Raw genomic sequence first — 19543 nt, forward strand, 5'->3', positions numbered from 1 at the left:
GGTGGCCTGCCATCGGTCGTCGGCGAGTTTCTTTGCGCCCTGTTGCAGGCGCTCGGGCTACAATGGCGCCTTTGATCCGAACGACAGGTGTGCGCAGTGACTGATGTGGCAGGGGCTTCGAAATCCACCGTGGGGACGCTGTACGTGGTCGCAACCCCCATCGGTAACCTCGACGACATGAGCGCTCGGGCGCTGAAGGTGCTGGCGGACGTGGCCCTGATCGCGGCGGAAGATACCCGTCATTCGATCCGCCTGCTGCAGCACTTCGGCATCGACACGCCGCTGGCGGCCTGCCATGAGCACAACGAGCGTGACGAGGGCGGGCGTTTTCTTGCCAAGTTGCTGGCGGGTGAGAATGTGGCGTTGGTTTCCGATGCAGGCACGCCGCTGATTTCCGATCCGGGCTACCACCTGGTGCGTCAGGCGCGGGCTGCAGGGGTGAACGTGGTGCCGGTGCCAGGCGCCTGCGCGCTGATCGCCGCACTGTCGGCGGCCGGCCTGCCGTCGGACCGCTTCATCTTCGAAGGCTTCCTGCCGGCCAAGGCGGCGGGGCGTCGGGCGCGCCTGGAGCAGGTAAAGGAGGAACCGCGCACGCTGATCTTCTATGAGGCCCCGCACCGTATCCTGGAGTGCCTTGAAGACATGGAGGCGGTATTCGGTGGCGAGCGCCCGGCGCTGTTGGCGCGAGAGCTGACCAAGACCTTCGAGACCCTCAAGGGCCTGCCCCTGGCCGAACTGCGCGCATTCGTTGCCGGTGACAGCAACCAGCAGCGCGGTGAGTGCGTGGTGCTGGTCGGTGGCTGGAGTGCGCCGGAGGGCGAGCAGGCGATCAGTGCCGAGGCGCGGCGGGTGCTCGACCTGCTGCTGGCCGAGCTCCCGCTCAAGCGGGCGGCGGCGCTGGCCGCGGAAATTACCGGGGTGCGCAAGAACCTGCTGTATCAACTTGCCCTGGAAAAGCAGAAAACCGAGTAGTGGCTAATTGATATAAATGCCGGTATTGCTTGTCCTTGGGCGCGCGTGCCGTTAATCTTGGCGGTGGAGAGTCGATCGGACAGTCGCTGCCTGCTTTTGTTCCGCAATAGCAGGGGGAGGAAAGTCCGGGCTCCATAGGGCAGAGTGCCAGGTAACGCCTGGGAGGCGCGAGCCTACGGAAAGTGCCACAGAAAATAACCGCCTAAGCACTTCGGTGCCGGTAAGGGTGAAAAGGTGCGGTAAGAGCGCACCGCACGGCTGGCAACAGTTCGTGGCTAGGTAAACCCCACTCGGAGCAAGACCAAATAGGGTTCCATCAGGCGTGGCCCGCGTCGGAACCGGGTAGGTTGCTAGAGGCGTCCAGCGATGGCCGTCGTAGAGGAATGACTGTCCTCGACAAAACCCGGCTTACAGATCGACTCTCCACCTTTCCTTCCCTGCTTGATTCGATAGCAGATGCCCGCTGGTAATACCGAAAAAATCTTACTCTTGATAAATCACTTTAACTTCGAACTCCACCTGCTTGCGTGGGTTTGATTTTTCTCGTGTTTTTTTCTCCTTGGTAATCCTTCCGCATTCCCTTATTGCGCTAAATCTCGGTCCTGTAAGGCTTTTCCTTCCGAACGTGCCTTGACGGTGCTGCGGGCGGATTCCTATAGTGTGCGCAAGTGGCAGAAAGTGGGATGAAGTGGGTTTTCTGGCACAAAAAAGCTAACATTGTGGGGAATCGCAGCCGTGTTCCGCGGAGCCAACGCCGTCAGCCTCGATGCCAAGGGCCGTCTCGCCATGCCGAGCCGGTACCGTGACGAGCTCGATTCGCGTTGCAATGGTCAGCTGATCGTGACCATCGACGCCGTTGACCCCTGCTTGTGTGTTTATCCCCTCGATGAGTGGGAACAGATAGAAGCCAAGTTGCGTGCCTTGCCATCGTTGCGTGAGGAAAACCGCCGCCTGCAGCGTTTGCTGATCGGTAATGCGGTTGACCTGGAGCTCGATGGCAGTGGGCGTTTCCTGGTGCCGCCCCGTCTGCGTGAGTACGCCAAGCTCGACAAGAAGGCGATGCTGGTGGGGCAACTGAACAAATTCCAGCTGTGGGATGAGGATGCCTGGAACGCGGTTTCGGCAGCTGACCTTGCAGCTATTCAACAACCGGGCGCCATGCCCGACGAATTGCGTGACCTGATCCTGTGACCATAGATAGCGGCTTCAACCACATTACCGTCCTGCTCGACGAAGCTGTCGAGGCATTGGCCCTGCGCGCCGACGGTTGCTATCTGGACGGCACCTTTGGCCGTGGCGGGCACAGCCGGTTGATTCTCAGCAAGCTCGGGCCGCAAGGGCGGCTGCTGGGTTTCGACAAAGATCCACAGGCGATTGCCACGGGGCAAGCGCTGGCGGCCGAAGACGGCCGCTTTGTCATTGTGCAGCGCAGCTTTGCCGAGCTGGGCGCGGAAGTGGCCGAGCGCGGCCTGGATGGCAAGGTCAGCGGCGTATTGCTGGACCTGGGCGTTTCCTCGCCGCAGCTGGATGACCCTGAGCGGGGCTTCAGCTTCCTCAATGATGGCCCGCTGGACATGCGCATGAACCCGGACCAGGGCATCAGTGCCGCCGAGTTCATCGCCACTGCACCTGAAGAAGAAATTGCCCGCGTGTTCAAGGAATACGGCGAAGAGCGCTTCGCCAAGCGCATGGCTCGCGCCGTGGTGCAGCGCCGCGAACAGCAACCGTTCACCCGCACCGGTGACCTCGCCGAGGTGCTGAAGGTGGCCAACCCGGCCTGGGAGAAGGGCAAGAACCCGGCGACCCGCGCCTTCCAGGGCCTGCGCATTCACGTCAACAACGAACTGGGTGACCTCGAGGCGGGCCTCGAGGCCGCGATCGATGCGCTGGAAGTTGGGGGCCGCCTGGCGGTGATCAGCTTCCACTCGCTGGAAGACCGCATCGTCAAACTGTTCATGCGCAAGCTGGCCAAGGGAGAGGCCGACAACCTGCCGCGCAACCTGCCGGTTCAGCACAAGGTCTTCGAGCCGAAAATCAAGCTCATCGGCAAGGCCCAGTTCGCCTCCGAAGCCGAGCTCAAGGCCAACCCACGGTCGCGTAGCGCCGTGATGCGCGTGGCGGAGAAACTGCGGTGAGCAGGCTGTTTGCCAAACCCTTGCCAGGCGGAAGCTTCCTGATGCTTCTGCTGTTCGTTGCCGTGCTGATTTCGGCCATCGCCGTGTCCTACAGCGCGCACTGGAACCGTCAGTTGCTCAATACCCTGTACGGCGAGTTGAACGAGCGCGACAAGGCCCAGGCCGAGTGGGGCCGGCTGATCCTCGAACAAAGCACCTGGACCGCCGCCAGCCGCATCGAAAACCTGGCCTCCGAGCAACTGAAGATGCGCGTACCTTCGGCTGACGAAGTACGGATGGTGGCGCCATGATGAAGCTCGAAGGTGCACTCTACCCGTGGCGCTTCCGCGTGGTGATCGGCTTGCTGGCGCTGATGGTCGGTGCCATTTGCTGGCGCATCATCGACCTGCAGGTGGTCGACCGTGACTTCCTCAAGGGCCAGGGCGATGCGCGCAGCCTGCGTCACATCCCTATCCCGGCGCACCGTGGGCTGATCACCGACCGTAACGGCGAACCGCTGGCAGTCAGCACCCCGGTCACCACCCTGTGGGCCAACCCCAAGGAAATGCAGGCCTCCAAAGACCGCTGGCCACAGCTGGCCGCCGCGCTGGGGCAGAACCCGCAGCAACTGACCGAGCGCCTGACCCAACAGGCCAGCAAAGAGTTCATCTACCTGGTCCGCGGCCTGACCCCGGAGCAGGGCCAGCATGTGCTCGACCTGAAAGTGCCGGGTGTATACGGCCTGGAAGAATTCCGCCGCTTCTACCCGGCCGGTGATGTCACCGCGCACATGGTCGGCTTTACCGACCTCGATGACCACGGTCGCGAAGGGGTGGAACTGGCCTATGACGAGTGGCTGGCCGGTGTACCCGGCAAGCGGCAGGTGATCAAGGACCGGCGCGGCCGGCTGATCAAGGACATTCAGGTAACCAAGAACGCCAAGGCAGGGAAGACCTTGGCGTTGTCGATAGACCTGCGCCTGCAGTACCTGGCCACCCGCGAACTGCGCAACGCCATTGCCGAACAGGACGCCAAGGCCGGCAGCCTGGTGATCATGGACGTCAAGACCGGTGAGGTTCTGGCCATGGTCAACCAGCCGACCTACAACCCCAACAACCGCCGCAGCATGTTCCCGGCCGCAATGCGCAACCGCGCGATCATCGACGTGTTCGAGCCAGGCTCCACGGTCAAGCCGATCTCCATGAGCGCGGCGCTGCAGAGTGGCCGCTGGAAGCCGACCGACAAGGTCGAGGTGTACCCCGGCAGCCTGCAGATCGGCCGCTACACCATCAAGGACGTGTCCAAGAGCGAGGGCCCGATCCTCGACCTGACCGGCATCCTGATCAACTCCAGTAACGTCGGCATGAGCAAGATCGCCTTCGACATCGGTGGCGAGGCCATCTACCGGGTCATGTCCCAGGTCGGCCTGGGCCAGTACACCGGCCTTGGCTTCCCCGGCGAGCGCGTCGGCAACCTGCCCAACCACCGCGAGTGGCGCAAGGCCGAGACCGCGACCCTGTCCTATGGCTACGGCGTGTCGGTGACCGCCCTGCAGCTGGTGCATGCCTACGCGGCGCTGGCCAACGACGGCAAGATGGTGCCGCTGTCGATCCTCAAGGTCGACAAGGCCCCGGAAGCCGTGCAGGCCATTCCGAAGGAAACCGCCGAGACCGTCCAGGGCATGCTGCAGCAGGTGATCGAAGCTCCGCGCGGCGTGTTCCGCGCCCAGGTGCCGTTCTACCACGTGGCCGGCAAGTCCGGTACCGCGCGCAAGGCCACCGTGGGGTCCAAGGGCTACACCGAAAACGCCTACCGCTCGCTGTTCGCCGGCTTCGGGCCGATGAGCGACCCTCGCTACGCCATCGTCGTGGTCATCGACGAGCCGGGCAAGGGCGGCTACTTCGGTGGCCTGGTTTCGGCACCGGTGTTCAGCAAGGTCATGTCCGGCACGCTGCGCCTGATGAACGTGCCGCCAGACAACCTGCCGCCACCAGCCCCCGTCGAACAATCGCAAGTCAATGCAGCAGCAACCGCCAAGGGAGGGCGTGGATGATGACAATGCCATTGAGCAAGCTTTTCGCTCACGCCAGCCGTGACCCGCTGATCCGTGAACTGACCCTGGACAGTCGCAACGTGCGCCCGGGCGACCTGTTCCTGGCCGTGCCGGGTGCCAAGGTCGATGGCCGCGAGCATATCGCCGATGCCCTGGCCCGTGGCGCTGCCGCCGTGGCCTATGAAGAACAGGGCGCGAGCGTGTTGCCAATCACCGATGTGCCGCTGATCCCGGTCAAGGGCCTGATCGCCCAGCTTTCGGATATCGCAGGTCGCTTCTATGGCGAGCCGAGCCGCCAGCTGAACCTGGTGGGCGTGACCGGCACCAACGGCAAGACCAGCGTCACCCAGCTGGTGGCCCAGGCGCTGGACGTGCTTGGCCAGCGTTGTGGCCTGATCGGCACCCTGGGTACCGGCTTCTATGGTGAGCTGCAGAGTGGCCGCCTGACCACGCCCGACCCGATCGCCGTGCAGTCGACCCTCAACGACCTCAGGAAAGGCGGCGCCAAGGCCGTGGCCATGGAGGTTTCCTCCCATGCCCTGGAGCAGGGGCGTGTCGCCGCGCTGGAGTTCGACATCGCGGTCATGACCAACCTGTCCCGCGACCATCTGGACTACCACGGCAGCATGGAGGCCTACGAGGCCGCCAAGGCCAAGTTGTTCGCCTGGCCGGGCCTGCGTTGCCAGGTGGTCAACCTGGATGATGACTTTGGCCGTCGCCTGGCCGCGGACTTTGCCCGCCGCCCGAGTGCCGACCATATCGAGACCCGGTTGCTCAGCTATAGCCTGGAGAACCCGGAGGCCTCGCTGTTCTGCCGTGAGGCCGTGTTCAATGACGATGGCGTGCGCGCCACCCTGGTCACCGCCCAGGGTGAACGTACCCTGCGTAGCCAGTTGCTGGGCCGCTTCAACCTGAGCAACATGCTCGCCGCCGTGGCGACCCTGCTGGCGCTGGACTATGCGCTGGATGAAATCCTCAAGGTCACCCCGCAGCTGCAGGGGCCGGTCGGCCGCATGCAGCGCCTGGGAGGCGGTGACAAGCCGCTGGTGGTGGTCGACTACGCACACACCCCGGACGCCCTGGAAAAAGTACTCGAAGCCCTGCGCCCGCACGCCCACGGCAAGTTGCTGTGCCTGTTCGGCTGCGGCGGCGACCGTGACCGCGGCAAGCGCCCGCTGATGGCCGAAGTGGCCGAGCGCCTGGCTGACCGCGTGCTGGTCACCGACGACAACCCGCGTACTGAAGACCCGCTGCGCATCTTTGACGACATCCGCCCGGGCTTCACCAAGCCTGCCGAAGTCGAGTTCGTTGCCGGTCGTGGCGAAGCCATCGCGTATCTGATCGCTACCGCCGCTGCCAACGATGTGATCGTGCTGGCCGGCAAGGGGCACGAGGATTACCAGGAGATCAATGGCGAGCGCCATGACTTCTCCGATCTGACCGAGGCCGAAAAGGCACTTGCAGCCTGGGAGGCTCCACATGCTTAAGCCGATGTCACTCAGCCAGCTGACCACAGCACTGAGTGGTCAACAAGTCGGTGCCGACGCCACGTTCACCGGCGTCAGCATCGACAGCCGCAGTGTTGGCGCCGGGCAGCTGTTCGTTGCCCTGGCCGGCCCGCGCTTCGATGGCCACGACTACCTGGCCGATGTAAAAGCCAAGGGCGCTGTCGCGGCCCTGGTCGAGCGTGAAGTGGCCGATGTCGACCTGCCGCAGCTGTTGGTGGCCGATTGCCGCCTGGCCCTCGGCCAGCTTGGCGCGCTGAACCGTGCTGCCTTCGACAAGCCGGTGGTGGCCATCACCGGTTCCAGCGGCAAGACCACGGTCAAGGAGATGCTCGCCAGCATCCTGCGTACCCGTGGCCTGGTGCACGCCACCCGCGGCAACCTGAACAACGACCTCGGTGCGCCACTGACCCTGCTGGAGATCGCCCCAGAGCACAGCGCCGCGGTGATCGAGCTGGGCGCCTCGCGCATTGGCGAGATCCGCTACACCGTCGGCCTGACCCGGCCTCAGGTGGTCATCATCAACAACGCCGGTACCGCCCACGTTGGCGAGTTCGGCGGCCCGGAAAAGATCGTCGAAGCCAAGGGCGAGATTCTCGAAGGCCTGGGCGAGGGCGGCACTGCCATCCTCAATCTGGCCGACAAGGCCTTCGATATCTGGCGCAAACGTGCCGGCAACCACCGCATCCTCAGCTTTGCCCTGGACAACCCGCAGGCTGACTTCCATGCCAGTGACATCGGCCGTGATGCCCGTGGCTGCCCGTCGTTCACCCTGCATGGGCCTGATGGCAAGGTGCCGGTGCAGTTGAACCTGCTGGGTACGCATAACGTCAGCAACGCCCTGGCCGCCGCCGCCGCTGCCCATGCCGTTGGTCTGAGCCTGAGCGGCATCGCCGCCGGCCTGGCTGCCGTGCAACCGGTCAAGGGCCGTACCGTGGCGCAGATCGCGCCGAACGGCGTGCGGGTGATCGACGACAGTTACAACGCAAATCCCACCTCCATGTGCGCAGCCATTGATATACTCGCCGGCTTTTCCGGACGCACCATCCTGGTGCTTGGGGATATCGGCGAACTGGGGCAATGGGCGGAGGAAGGCCACCGTCAGGTGGGTGACTACGCGCGTGGCAAGGTAGACGCCCTGTACGCGGTGGGCACCAACATGACACACGCGGTCAAGGCGTTCGGCGCCAATGGCCACCATTTCGCTACTCAAGCTGAACTGATCGACGCGGTTGGCGCCGAGAATGCCAGCGACACCACTATCTTGATCAAGGGCTCGCGCAGCGCTGCGATGGAAAACGTCGTGGCGGCATTGTGCGGTGCCAGCGGGGAGAAACATTAATGCTGCTGCTGTTGGCCGAGTATCTGCAACAGTTCCACAAAGGCTTCGCGGTCTTCCAGTACCTGTCCCTGCGCGGGATTCTGGGTGTGCTGACCGCGTTGTCCCTGGCGCTGTGGCTGGGGCCGTGGATGATCCGTACCCTGCAAATCCGCCAGATCGGCCAGGCCGTGCGTAACGACGGCCCGCAATCGCACCTGTCCAAGTCCGGCACCCCGACCATGGGCGGGGCGCTGATCCTGTCCGCCATCGCCGTCAGCACCCTGCTGTGGGCCGACCTGACCAACCGCTACGTGTGGGTGGTGCTGATCGTTACCCTGGCATTCGGTGCCATCGGCTGGGTCGACGACTACCGCAAGGTGATCGAAAAGAACTCGCGCGGCCTGCCAAGCCGCTGGAAGTACTTCTGGCAGTCGGTGTTCGGCCTGGCAGCCGCCATCTTCCTGTACAAGACCGCACCGACCAGCGTCGAAACCACGCTGATCCTGCCGTTCGTAAAGGATGTCACCATTCCGCTGGGCATCGGCTTCGTCGTGCTGACCTACTTCGTCATTGTCGGCTCGAGCAACGCGGTCAACCTTACCGACGGCCTCGACGGCCTGGCGATCATGCCGACGGTGATGGTCGGTGGTGCCCTGGGCATCTTCTGCTACCTGTCGGGCAACGTGAAGTTCGCCGAATACCTGCTGATCCCCTATGTGCCGGGCTCGGGCGAGCTGATCGTGTTCTGCGGCGCGCTGATCGGTGCCGGCCTGGGCTTCCTGTGGTTCAACACCTACCCGGCGCAGGTGTTCATGGGTGACGTCGGCGCACTGGCGTTGGGCGCCGCGCTGGGCACCATCGCCGTGATCGTTCGCCAGGAAATCGTGCTGTTCATCATGGGCGGCGTGTTCGTCATGGAAACCCTGTCGGTGGTGATCCAGGTTGCATCCTTCAAGCTGACCGGCAAGCGCGTGTTCCGCATGGCGCCGATCCACCACCACTTTGAACTCAAGGGCTGGCCAGAGCCACGGGTGATCGTCCGCTTCTGGATCATCACCGTGATCCTGGTGCTGATCGGCCTTGCAACCCTGAAACTGAGGTAGATGAGCGTGTCTTTGATCGCTTCCGACCAATTCCGCATCGTTGTCGGCCTCGGCAAGAGCGGCATGTCCCTGGTTCGCTTCCTGGCGAGCCGGGGCGTTGCCTTTGCGGTCGCCGACACCCGCGAGCAACCGCCGGAACTGGACACCCTGCGCCGTGATTACCCGCAGGTGGAAGTGCGCTGTGGTGAGCTGGACGTGGACTTCCTGTGCCGCGCCAACGAGCTGTACGTAAGCCCCGGCCTGGCCCTGGCCACCCCGGCCCTGCAGCAGGCGGCCGCGCGTGGCGTGAAGCTGTCCGGTGACATCGAACTGTTCGCCCGCTACGCCAAGGCCCCGATCATTGCCATCAGCGGCTCCAACGCCAAGAGCACCGTCACCACCCTGGTTGGCGAAATGGCCGCCAAGGCCGGCAAGCGCGTGGCGGTGGGCGGCAACCTCGGTACCCCGGCGCTGGACTTGCTGGCCGATGATGTCGAGCTGTACGTGCTGGAACTGTCCAGCTTCCAGCTGGAAACCACTGACCAGCTCAACGCCGAAGTGGCCACGGTGCTGAACATCAGCGAAGACCACATGGACCGCTACAGCGGCCTGCCGGCCTACCACCTGGCCAAGCACCGGATCTTCCGTGGCGCCAAACAGGTTGTCGTCAATCGTCAGGACGCCCTGAGCCGCCCACTGCCGGTCGAAGGCCGCCCATGCTGGACCTTCGGCCTCAACCAGCCAGACTTCAAGGCCTTTGGCCTGCGCGAAGTGGACGGCGAGAAATACCTGGCATTCGAGTTCCAGGCGCTGATGCCGGTGCGCGAACTGAAGATTCGTGGTGCCCACAACCAGAGCAATGCCTTGGCGGCGTTGGCCCTGGGGCATGCTGCCGGCCTGCCGTTCGAGCCGATGCTCGAAGCCCTGCGCGAGTTCGGTGGCCTGGCCCATCGCTGCCAGTGGGTGCGCGAGCGCAACGGCGTGAACTGGTACGACGATTCCAAGGCCACCAACGTCGGTGCTGCCCTGGCCGCCATCGAGGGCCTGGGTGCCGATATCGAAGGCAAGCTGGTGCTGATCGCCGGTGGCGATGGCAAGGGCGCCGACTTCGCTGCGCTGCGCGAGCCGGTCCAGCGCTTCTGCCGTGCTGTGGTACTGCTTGGCCGTGATGCCGAGCGCCTGGCCGAAGCCCTTGGCGATGGTGTGCAACTGGTCCGCGTGAAAACCCTCGACGATGCCGTGCAGCAATGCGCCGAACTGGCCCAGGCGGGTGATGCCGTGCTGCTGTCGCCGGCGTGCGCCAGCCTCGACATGTTCAGGAACTTCGAAGAACGCGGGCGCCTGTTCGCCCAGGCAGCGGGAGGCCTTGCATGATCTTCGGCATCCTCAAGCCCTATCCGTCGCCGCTGATCAGCGGCCGTGGCATCGACCTGGACTTTGCGATGCTCGCTGGCTGCCTGGCATTGCTGGGCCTGGGCCTGGTGATGATCACCTCGGCGTCCTCGGAAGTGGCTGCGGTGCAGTCGGGCAACCCGCTTTACCACATGTTCCGCCACCTGGTGTACGTGTTCCTCGGCCTGGTCGCCTGTGGCGCCACCATGCTGGTGCCGATCGCCACCTGGCAGCGCATGGGCTTCATGATGCTGCTGGGGGCCTTCGGCCTGCTGGTGCTGGTGCTGGTGCCGGGTATCGGCCGCGAAGTGAACGGCTCCATGCGCTGGATCGGCTTCAGCTTCTTCAACGTGCAGCCCTCGGAAATCGCCAAGGTGTTCGTGGTCATTTACCTGGCCGGCTACCTTGTACGCCGGCAGACCGAGGTACGCGAAACCTGGATGGGCTTCTTCAAACCGTTCATCGTGCTGCTGCCCATGGCGGCCCTGCTGCTGATGGAGCCGGACTTCGGTGCCACCGTGGTGATGATGGGCGCGGCGGCGGCCATGCTGTTCCTGGGCGGTGTGGGGCTGTTCCGCTTCAGCCTGATGGTGGTGCTGGCGGTGGTCGCGGTGTTCGTCCTGGTACAGGCGCAGCCTTACCGCATGGCGCGCCTGATTACCTTTACCGACCCGTGGTCCGACCAGTTCGGCTCGGGCTACCAGCTGACCCAGGCGCTGATTGCCTTCGGCCGTGGCGAGTGGCTGGGCGTTGGCCTGGGCAACAGCGTGCAGAAGCAGTTCTACCTGCCTGAAGCGCACACCGACTTCGTGTTCTCGGTACTGGCCGAAGAACTCGGCGTGGTCGGCTCGCTGCTGACCATCGCGCTCTTCGTGTTCGTGACCGTGCGTGCCCTGTACATCGGCCTGTGGGCTGAAAAAGCCAAGCAGTTCTTTGCCGCTTATGTCGCCTTCGGGCTGGCGTTCCTGTGGATCGGCCAGTTCCTGATCAACATCGGTGTGAACGTCGGCCTGCTGCCGACCAAGGGCCTGACCCTGCCGTTCCTCAGCTACGGGGGCAGCTCGCTGGTGATCTGCTGTGCCTGCGTGGGCCTGTTGCTGCGTATCGAGTGGGAAAGCCGCACGCACCTGGGCAGTGAGGAACACGAGTTCAGCGAAAGCGATTTTGCCGAGGAGACCAATCATGGCCGCTGACGGCAAGAATGTACTGATCATGGCGGGCGGCACCGGGGGCCACGTGTTCCCGGCCCTGGCCTGCGCCCGTGAGTTCCAGGCACGTGGTTACAGCGTGCACTGGCTGGGCACCCCGCGTGGCATCGAGAATGAACTGGTGCCCCAGGCTGGCCTGCCGTTGCACCTGATCCAGGTCAGTGGCCTGCGCGGCAAGAGCAAGCTGTCGTTGCTCAAGGCGCCGTTCACCCTGGTCAAGGCCGTGCTGCAGGCGCGGCGTATCGTGCGTGAGCTCAAGCCGGTATGCGTGGTCGGCTTCGGTGGCTATGTGACCGGCCCGGGCGGCGTCGCCGCACGCCTGTGCGGCGTACCGCTGGTGATCCATGAGCAGAACGCCCGCGCCGGCACTGCCAACCGGTTGCTGGTGCCACTCTCGGCACGGGTTTGCGAAGCTTTCCCGAACACCTTCGAGGCCAGCGACAAACGTCGCACCACCGGCAACCCGGTGCGCCCGGAGCTGTTCATGGACGCGCATCGCGCGCCCCTGACCGAGCGCCGTGCACGCCTGTTGGTGCTCGGTGGCAGCCTGGGCGCGGAACCATTGAACAAATTGTTGCCTAAGGCCCTGTCCGAGGTGCCCGCCGCGCTGCGGCCAGAGGTGTTCCACCAGGCTGGCAAGCAACACGCGCCGATCACCGCCGAGCGTTATCACGAGGCGGGTGTCGAGGCGCAGGTAGAGCCCTTCATCAAGGACATGGCCCAAGCCTATGGCTGGGCCGACATGGTGGTGTGCCGGGCCGGTGCCCTGACCGTCAGCGAGCTGGCGGCAGCAGGCCTGCCTTCGGTGCTGGTGCCATTGCCCCACGCGATCGACGACCACCAGACCCACAACGCCCAATATCTGGCCCGGGAAGGTGCTGCCTTCCTGATGCCACAAGCGACAACTGGCGCAGCGCAGCTCGCTGAACGCCTGAACGAGGTGCTGATGCAACCCGAGAAACTCAACGTCATGGCAGGCACCGCACGGCGCCTGGCCAAACCTGCCGCAACCAGCACCGTGGTCGATATCTGCCTGGAGGTGGCCCATGGTTGAGAGCCAGAAAGCCATGCCCCAGCCGAAGATGGGCCGTATCCGCCGTATTCACTTCGTCGGTATCGGCGGCGTGGGTATGTGCGGCATTGCCGAAGTGTTGCTGAACCTGGGCTATGAAGTGTCCGGTTCCGACCTGAAGGCCTCGCCGGTCACCGAGCGCCTGGAATCGTTCGGTGCCGAGATCTTCGTCGGCCACCGCGCCGAGAACGCCGCCACCGCCGATGTGCTGGTGGTGTCCAGCGCCATCAACCCGGCCAACCCGGAAGTCGCCACCGCCCTGGAGCGGCGCATTCCGGTGGTGCCGCGTGCCGAGATGCTCGCCGAGCTGATGCGCTACCGCCATGGCGTGGCCGTTGCCGGTACCCACGGCAAGACCACCACCACCAGCCTGCTGGCTTCGGTGTTCGCTGCCGGCGGCCTGGACCCGACCTTCGTCATCGGCGGCCGCCTGACCGCTGCCGGCACCAATGCCCAGCTCGGCACCAGCCGCTACCTGATTGCCGAAGCGGACGAGAGCGATGCCAGCTTCCTGCACCTGCAGCCGATGGTGGCCGTGGTCACCAACATCGACGCCGACCACATGGCGACCTACGAAGGTGACTTCAACAAACTGAAGAAAACCTTCGTCGAGTTCCTGCACAACCTGCCGTTCTACGGCCTGGCCGTGATGTGCCTGGACGACCCGGTAGTGCGCGAGATCCTGCCACAGGTCAAGCGCCCGACCGTGACCTATGGCTTCAGCGACGAGGCCGACATCCGCGCCATCAACGTGCGCCAGAAGGGCATGCAGACCCACTTCACCGTGCTGCGCCGTGACCGCGAGCCGCTGGAGGTGTCGGTGAACATGCCCGGCAACCACAACGTGCTCAACGCCTTGGCCACCATCGCCATCGCCACCGACGAAGGCATCACTGACGAGGCCATCGTCCAGGGCCTGTCCGGCTTCCAGGGCGTCGGCCGCCGCTTCCAGGTGTATGGCGAACTGCCGGTCGAAGGCGGCAGCGTGATGCTGGTCGACGACTATGGCCACCACCCGACCGAAGTGGCTGCGGTGATCAAGGCCGTGCGCGGTGGCTGGCCGAGCCGCCGCCTGGTGATCGTCTACCAGCCGCACCGCTACAGCCGTACCCGCGACCTGTACGACGATTTCGTCCAGGTGCTGGGCGATGCCAACGTGCTGCTGCTGATGGAAGTCTACCCGGCTGGCGAAGAGCCGATCCCCGGTGCCGACAGCCGCCAGCTGTGCCACAGCATCCGCCAGCGCGGCAAGCTGGACCCGATCTACATCGAACGTGGCGTCGACCTGGCGCCACTGGTCAAGCCACTGCTGCGTGCTGGCGACATCCTGATCTGCCAGGGTGCCGGTGATGTCGGCGGCCTGGCCCCGCAATTGATGAAAAGCCCGCTGTTCGCTGGCGCCAAGCAGGAGAAGTCGAAATGACCAGCGCCTACGAAAAGCTGCACTCGACCCTGGACGTCAAGGCGTTCGGCCGTGTTGCCGTGCTGTACGGCGGCAAGAGTGCCGAGCGTGAAGTGTCGCTCAAATCCGGCGCTGCGGTGATCGACGCGCTGACTACCGCCGGTGTCGACGTGGTCGCCATCGACGTGGGTGACGACCTGCTCGACCGCCTGCAAAGCGAGAAGATCGACCGCGCCTTCATCATCCTCCACGGCCGTGGCGGTGAAGACGGCAGCATGCAAGGCCTGCTCGAGTGCCTGGGCATCCCGTACACCGGCAGTGGCATCCTTGCCTCGGCACTGGCCATGGACAAGCTGCGTACCAAGCAGGTGTGGCAGAGCCTGGGCATTCCGACCCCGCGCCACGCCGTGCTGGCGAGCGAAAGCGATTGTTTGCAGGCCGCTACGGAACTGGGCTTCCCGCTTATCGTCAAACCGGCCCATGAAGGTTCCAGCATCGGCATGGCCAAGGTGAACAGCGCCCAGGAACTGGTCGCCGCCTGGCAGGATGCTGCCAGATACGATTCCCAGGTACTGGTGGAGCAGTGGATCCACGGGCCGGAGTTCACCGTCGCGGTATTGCGTGGCCAGGTGCTGCCACCGATCGCCCTGGGTACGCCGCACGTGTTCTACGACTACGACGCCAAGTACATCGCCAACGATACCCAGTACCGCATTCCGTGCGGCCTGGACAGCGTCAAGGAACAGGAACTGATCGACCTGACCGCGCGCGCCTGCGATGCCATCGGCATCGAAGGCTGGGGGCGGCTGGACGTGATGCAGGACGAGCAGGGCCGGTTCTGGCTGCTCGAAGTCAACACCGCACCCGGCATGACCGATCATAGCCTGGTGCCCATGGCGGCCCGCGCGGCCGGCCTGGACTTCCAGCAACTGGTGCTGGCAATCCTGGCCGAAAGCGTGGCGACGCGAGGTTAACAACCATGCAAGGCGCGATGATACGTCAGCAGCAACCCGTTACCGGCCGTAGCAAGCCGGTGCCGCGTGGTGCCAGTCGGCTGGTGGCCGACGAGCCCGTATCGGCGCGCCTGCCGCGGCCAAGCCTGGGGGGGCTCAAGCGCCTGCTGTGGCCGGTGCTGCTGGTGGCGGCCGGGTTTGGCGCCTATGAGGGCGCCATTCGCCTGATGCCATACGCCGACCGGCCGATCACCAAGATCGACGTGCAGGGTGACCTCAGCTACATCAGCCAGCAGTCGGTGCAGCAGCGTATCGCGCCCTACGTGGCGGCGAGCTTCTTCAGCGTCGACCTGCCGGCGATGCGCGCCGAGCTCGAACAGATGCCGTGGATTGCCCATGCCGAAGTGCGGCGGGTATGGCCCGACGAGGTGGTGATCCGCCTGGAAGAACAGTTGCCGGTGGCACGCTGGGGTGACGAAGCCTTGCTCAACAACCAGGGCCAGGCCTTCACCCCGCGCGAGCTGGCCAACTACGAGCATCTGCCGCAGCTGGCCGGGCCGCAGCGTGCTCAGCAACAAGTCATGCAGCAGTATCAGGTATTGAGCCAGATGCTGCGCCCCCTGGGCTTTTCCATCGCTCGCCTGGAGCTGCGCGAGCGAGGCAGCTGGTTCCTGACCACCGGCGCGAGCAGCGCCGGGCCGGGCATCGAGCTGCTGCTGGGGCGCGACCATCTGGTGGAGAAAATGCGCCGTTTCATTGCCATATACGACAAAACACTCAAAGACCAGATCACCACTATCGCCCGCATTGATCTGCGTTATTCCAACGGACTTGCCGTTGGTTGGCGGGAACCGATTGCACCGACGACGGCCCAACCCGCCGTTGCGAAGAATTAGAGAGAGGCAGGACCATGGCAAACGCGCATAGCGGCAAAATGATCGTCGGGCTGGACATCGGCACCTCCAAGGTGGTGGCGCTGGTGGGCGAAGTGGGCGAGGACGGTACCCTGGAGATCGTCGGGATCGGTACCCATCCCTCCCGTGGCCTGAAAAAAGGCGTGGTGGTGAACATCGAGTCCACCGTGCAGTCGATCCAGCGCGCCGTGGAAGAGGCGCAGCTGATGGCCGGCTGCCGCATCCACTCGGCCTTCGTCGGCGTGGCCGGCAACCACATCCGCAGCCTGAACTCCCACGGCATCGTCGCCATCCGCGACCGCGAGGTCAGCCTGGCCGACCTGGAGCGCGTACTCGACGCCGCCCAGGCCGTGGCCATCCCGGCCGACCAGCGCGTGCTGCACACCCTGCCGCAGGACTACGTGATCGACAACCAGGAAGGCGTGCGCGAGCCGCTGGGCATGTCGGGCGTACGTCTGGAAGCCAAGGTCCACGTGGTCACCTGCGCGGTCAACGCGGCGCAGAACATCGAGAAGTGCGTCCGCCGCTGCGGCCTGGAAATCGACGACATCATCCTCGAACAGCTGGCCTCGGCCTACTCGGTGCTGACCGACGATGAAAAAGAACTGGGCGTGTGCCTGGTGGACATTGGTGGTGGCACCACCGACATCGCCATCTTCACCGAGGGCGCGATCCGTCACACCGCGGTGATCCCGATTGCCGGCGACCAGGTGACCAACGATATCGCCATGGCCCTGCGTACCCCGACCCAGTACGCCGAAGAAATCAAGATCCGCTACGCCTGCGCCCTGGCCAAACTAGCTGGCGCCGGCGAGACCATCAAGGTGCCGAGCGTGGGTGATCGCCCACCGCGCGAGCTGTCGCGCCAGGCCCTGGCCGAGGTGGTGGAGCCACGTTACGACGAGCTCTTCACCTTGATCCAGGCCGAATTGCGCCGCAGCGGCTACGAGGACCTGGTGCCGGCCGGCATCGTCCTGACCGGCGGCACCGCGAAGATGGAAGGCGCCGTGGAACTGGCCGAGGAAATCTTCCACATGCCGGTACGCCTGGGCGTACCGCACAGCGTTCGGGGGCTTAGCGACGTGGTTCGCAACCCGATCTATTCCACCGGCGTGGGCTTGCTCACCTACGGCCTGCAGAAGCAGACCGAAGACCTGCCCTTGACCGGTAACAGCAGCAACAACAGCTATGGCGATGAACCGAAGGCTCCAGTGCTTGAACGCTTCAAGCGCTGGGTCCAGGGCAACTTCTAAGTTTCAAAGCAGTAGTGGTAGGCGCGACAACTAGAGAACTGTAAGGAGAGGGAAAATGTTCGAGCTCGTAGACAACGTCCCGCAAAGCCCGGTCATCAAGGTGATCGGCGTTGGTGGTGGTGGTGGCAACGCCGTCAATCACATGGTCAAGAGCAGCATCGAAGGCGTGGAATTCATCTGCGCCAACACCGATGCCCAGGCGCTGAAAAACATCGGCGCGCGCACCATCCTGCAATTGGGCACTGGCGTGACCAAAGGCCTGGGTGCCGGTGCCAACCCGGAAGTCGGCCGCCAGGCCGCGCTGGAAGACCGTGAGCGCATCGCTGAAGTGCTGCAGGGCACCAACATGGTGTTCATCACCACTGGCATGGGCGGCGGTACCGGTACCGGTGCAGCGCCGATCATCGCCGAAGTGGCCAAGGAAATGGGCATTCTCACCGTTGCCGTGGTGACCCGTCCGTTCCCGTTCGAAGGCCGCAAGCGCATGCAGATTGCCGATGAAGGCATCCGCATGCTGGCTGAAAGCGTCGACTCGTTGATTACCATCCCCAACGAGAAGCTGCTGACCATCCTGGGCAAGGATGCCAGCCTGCTGTCCGCCTTCGCCAAGGCTGACGACGTACTGGCCGGTGCCGTGCGTGGTATCTCCGATATCATCAAGCGCCCGGGCATGATCAACGTCGACTTCGCCGACGTGCGTACCGTGATGGGTGAAATGGGCATGGCCATGATGGGTACTGGCTGTGCCAGCGGCCCGAACCGTGCGCGTGAAGCCACCGAGGCAGCAATTCGCAACCCGCTGCTGGAAGACGTCAACCTGCAGGGCGCCCGCGGTATCCTGGTGAACATCACCGCAGGCCCGGACCTGTCGCTGGGCGAGTACTCCGACGTGGGTAGCATCATCGAAGCCTTCGCCTCCGACCACGCCATGGTCAAGGTCGGTACCGTGATCGACCCGGACATGCGTGACGAGCTGCACGTGACCGTAGTGGCCACTGGCCTTGGCGCGCGCATCGAGAAGCCTGTGAAGGTGGTCGACAACACCCTGCAGACTGCCCAGCAGGTGTACGAGGCATCCAACCCGGCGCCGGTTCGCCAGGAGCAGCCTGCGGTCAACTACCGTGACCTGGAGCGCCCGACCGTAATGCGCAACCAGGCCCATGCAGGGGCTGCTGCAGCCGCTAAACTGAACCCTCAGGATGACCTGGACTACCTTGATATCCCGGCATTCCTGCGTCGTCAGGCTGATTAATGGAATTTATCAGGGGTATAAAGGTGATTGGTATTCATCAAAGGTTGGGTCTGTTATCATCCCCAGCCTTTGTTGATACCTGTTCGCAATTTGCGCTGAAGCGGCCAATGCCATGATTAAACAACGCACCCTGAAGAATACCATCCGTGCCACAGGTGTCGGTCTGCACTCCGGGGAGAAGGTTTACCTGACCCTCAAGCCTGCACCTGTTGACACCGGCATCGTCTTCCGCCGCGCCGACCTCGACCCTGTGGTCGAAATCCCGGCGCGCGCGGCCAACGTCGGCGAGACAACCATGTCGACGACGCTGGTCAACGGTGACGTCAAGGTCGATACGGTCGAGCACCTGCTCTCCGCCATGGCGGGCCTGGGCATCGATAACGCCTACGTCGAGCTCTCCGCCTCGGAAGTGCCGATCATGGATGGCAGCGCCGGACCCTTTGTATTCCTGATTCAGTCTGCCGGCCTGGAAGAACAGGACGCAGCCAAGAAGTTCATCCGCATCCTGCGTGAGGTAACCGTGGAAGAGGGCGACAAGCGCGCCACGTTCCTGCCTTTCGACGGCTTCAAGGTGAGCTTCGAGATCGACTTCGATCACCCGGTCCTCAAGGGCCAGACCCAGAGTGCGGTCGTCGACTTCTCCAGCACCTCGTTCGTGAAGGAAGTCAGCCGCGCGCGTACCTTCGGCTTCATGCGTGACATCGAGTACCTGCGCAAGCACAACCTTGCGTTGGGTGGCAGTGTCGAGAACGCCATCGTGGTCGACGAGACCGGTGTGCTCAACGAAGACGGCCTTCGTTCCGATGACGAATTCGTCAAGCACAAGATCCTCGACGCCATTGGCGACCTTTATCTGCTGGGCAACAGCCTGATCGGCGAGTTCAAGGGCTACAAGTCCGGACACGCGCTGAACAACCAGCTGCTACGCAAGCTGATTGCCGAAAAAGACGCCTGGGAAGTGGTCACTTTCGAAGATGCCAGCACGGCACCGATCTCGTACATGCGCCCTGTTGCGGCCGTGTAAGTTCGAACACTCTCTAGTTCATTAAG

General features: G+C 64.0%; 17 protein-coding genes and 1 other RNA gene. All 18 read left to right on the forward strand.

The window, feature by feature from the left end:
* The first annotated feature begins 96 nt into the window (after positions 1-96).
* A complete protein-coding gene (gene rsmI, locus ACIQYU_RS14565; RefSeq protein ID WP_207834514.1) occupies positions 97-972 on the forward strand; it encodes a 16S rRNA (cytidine(1402)-2'-O)-methyltransferase in 876 nt (291 codons plus the stop codon).
* Between the two features lie 67 nt (positions 973-1039).
* Positions 1040-1399: RNase P RNA component class A (rnpB, locus tag ACIQYU_RS14570), an RNA gene on the forward strand.
* Positions 1400-1707: 308 nt separating this feature from the next.
* Positions 1708-2163, forward strand: coding sequence for a division/cell wall cluster transcriptional repressor MraZ (mraZ, locus tag ACIQYU_RS14575; protein WP_004575120.1), 456 nt, complete (start codon positions 1708-1710; stop codon positions 2161-2163).
* Entirely contained in the window at positions 2160-3107 is a 948-nt protein-coding gene (gene rsmH / locus ACIQYU_RS14580) for a 16S rRNA (cytosine(1402)-N(4))-methyltransferase RsmH (protein ID WP_063913311.1), read from the forward strand. Before mraZ ends, rsmH begins: the two co-directional genes overlap by 4 nt.
* Positions 3104-3397 (forward strand): cell division protein FtsL, encoded by a 294-nt coding sequence (gene ftsL, locus ACIQYU_RS14585; RefSeq protein WP_025340552.1) that lies wholly within the window; start codon positions 3104-3106, stop codon positions 3395-3397. Before rsmH ends, ftsL begins: the two co-directional genes overlap by 4 nt.
* Positions 3397-5139: a penicillin-binding protein 2 gene (locus ACIQYU_RS14590; protein ID WP_172827529.1), complete on the forward strand. Its 1743-nt coding sequence runs from the start codon at positions 3397-3399 to the stop codon at positions 5137-5139. The genes ftsL and ACIQYU_RS14590 overlap by 1 nt, the downstream gene beginning before the upstream one ends.
* Positions 5136-6626, forward strand: coding sequence for a UDP-N-acetylmuramoyl-L-alanyl-D-glutamate--2,6-diaminopimelate ligase (locus ACIQYU_RS14595; protein ID WP_333956984.1), 1491 nt, complete (start codon positions 5136-5138; stop codon positions 6624-6626). The genes ACIQYU_RS14590 and ACIQYU_RS14595 overlap by 4 nt, the downstream gene beginning before the upstream one ends.
* A complete protein-coding gene (gene murF / locus ACIQYU_RS14600; RefSeq protein ID WP_207834518.1) occupies positions 6619-7986 on the forward strand; it encodes a UDP-N-acetylmuramoyl-tripeptide--D-alanyl-D-alanine ligase in 1368 nt (455 codons plus the stop codon). Before ACIQYU_RS14595 ends, murF begins: the two co-directional genes overlap by 8 nt.
* Positions 7986-9068 (forward strand): phospho-N-acetylmuramoyl-pentapeptide-transferase, encoded by a 1083-nt coding sequence (gene mraY / locus ACIQYU_RS14605; RefSeq protein WP_063913308.1) that lies wholly within the window; start codon positions 7986-7988, stop codon positions 9066-9068. Before murF ends, mraY begins: the two co-directional genes overlap by 1 nt.
* 6 nt (positions 9069-9074) lie before the next feature.
* Complete coding sequence (gene murD, locus ACIQYU_RS14610; RefSeq protein ID WP_063913445.1) at positions 9075-10421, forward strand: UDP-N-acetylmuramoyl-L-alanine--D-glutamate ligase; 1347 nt, start codon at positions 9075-9077, stop codon at positions 10419-10421.
* A complete protein-coding gene (gene ftsW, locus ACIQYU_RS14615; protein WP_063913307.1) occupies positions 10418-11632 on the forward strand; it encodes a putative lipid II flippase FtsW in 1215 nt (404 codons plus the stop codon). The genes murD and ftsW overlap by 4 nt, the downstream gene beginning before the upstream one ends.
* Complete coding sequence (murG, locus tag ACIQYU_RS14620; protein ID WP_063913306.1) at positions 11622-12701, forward strand: undecaprenyldiphospho-muramoylpentapeptide beta-N-acetylglucosaminyltransferase; 1080 nt, start codon at positions 11622-11624, stop codon at positions 12699-12701. The genes ftsW and murG overlap by 11 nt, the downstream gene beginning before the upstream one ends.
* Complete coding sequence (gene murC / locus ACIQYU_RS14625; protein WP_063913305.1) at positions 12694-14142, forward strand: UDP-N-acetylmuramate--L-alanine ligase; 1449 nt, start codon at positions 12694-12696, stop codon at positions 14140-14142. Before murG ends, murC begins: the two co-directional genes overlap by 8 nt.
* Positions 14139-15095 (forward strand): D-alanine--D-alanine ligase, encoded by a 957-nt coding sequence (locus tag ACIQYU_RS14630; RefSeq protein ID WP_207834520.1) that lies wholly within the window; start codon positions 14139-14141, stop codon positions 15093-15095. The genes murC and ACIQYU_RS14630 overlap by 4 nt, the downstream gene beginning before the upstream one ends.
* A gap of 5 nt (positions 15096-15100) precedes the next feature.
* Positions 15101-15970, forward strand: coding sequence for a cell division protein FtsQ/DivIB (locus ACIQYU_RS14635; protein ID WP_012274056.1), 870 nt, complete (start codon positions 15101-15103; stop codon positions 15968-15970).
* A 14-nt stretch (positions 15971-15984) separates the two neighbouring features.
* Positions 15985-17241, forward strand: coding sequence for a cell division protein FtsA (ftsA, locus tag ACIQYU_RS14640; protein WP_015271706.1), 1257 nt, complete (start codon positions 15985-15987; stop codon positions 17239-17241).
* A gap of 55 nt (positions 17242-17296) precedes the next feature.
* A complete protein-coding gene (gene ftsZ / locus ACIQYU_RS14645; protein WP_003260772.1) occupies positions 17297-18493 on the forward strand; it encodes a cell division protein FtsZ in 1197 nt (398 codons plus the stop codon).
* Positions 18494-18605: 112 nt separating this feature from the next.
* On the forward strand, positions 18606-19517 hold the full coding sequence (gene lpxC / locus ACIQYU_RS14650) for a UDP-3-O-acyl-N-acetylglucosamine deacetylase (RefSeq protein WP_207834522.1): 912 nt from the start codon (positions 18606-18608) through the stop codon (positions 19515-19517).
* The last annotated feature ends 26 nt before the right edge of the window (positions 19518-19543 follow it).

It is taken from the genome of Pseudomonas sp. NPDC096925, assembly GCF_044762545.1.
Lineage (GTDB): Bacteria > Pseudomonadota > Gammaproteobacteria > Pseudomonadales > Pseudomonadaceae > Aquipseudomonas.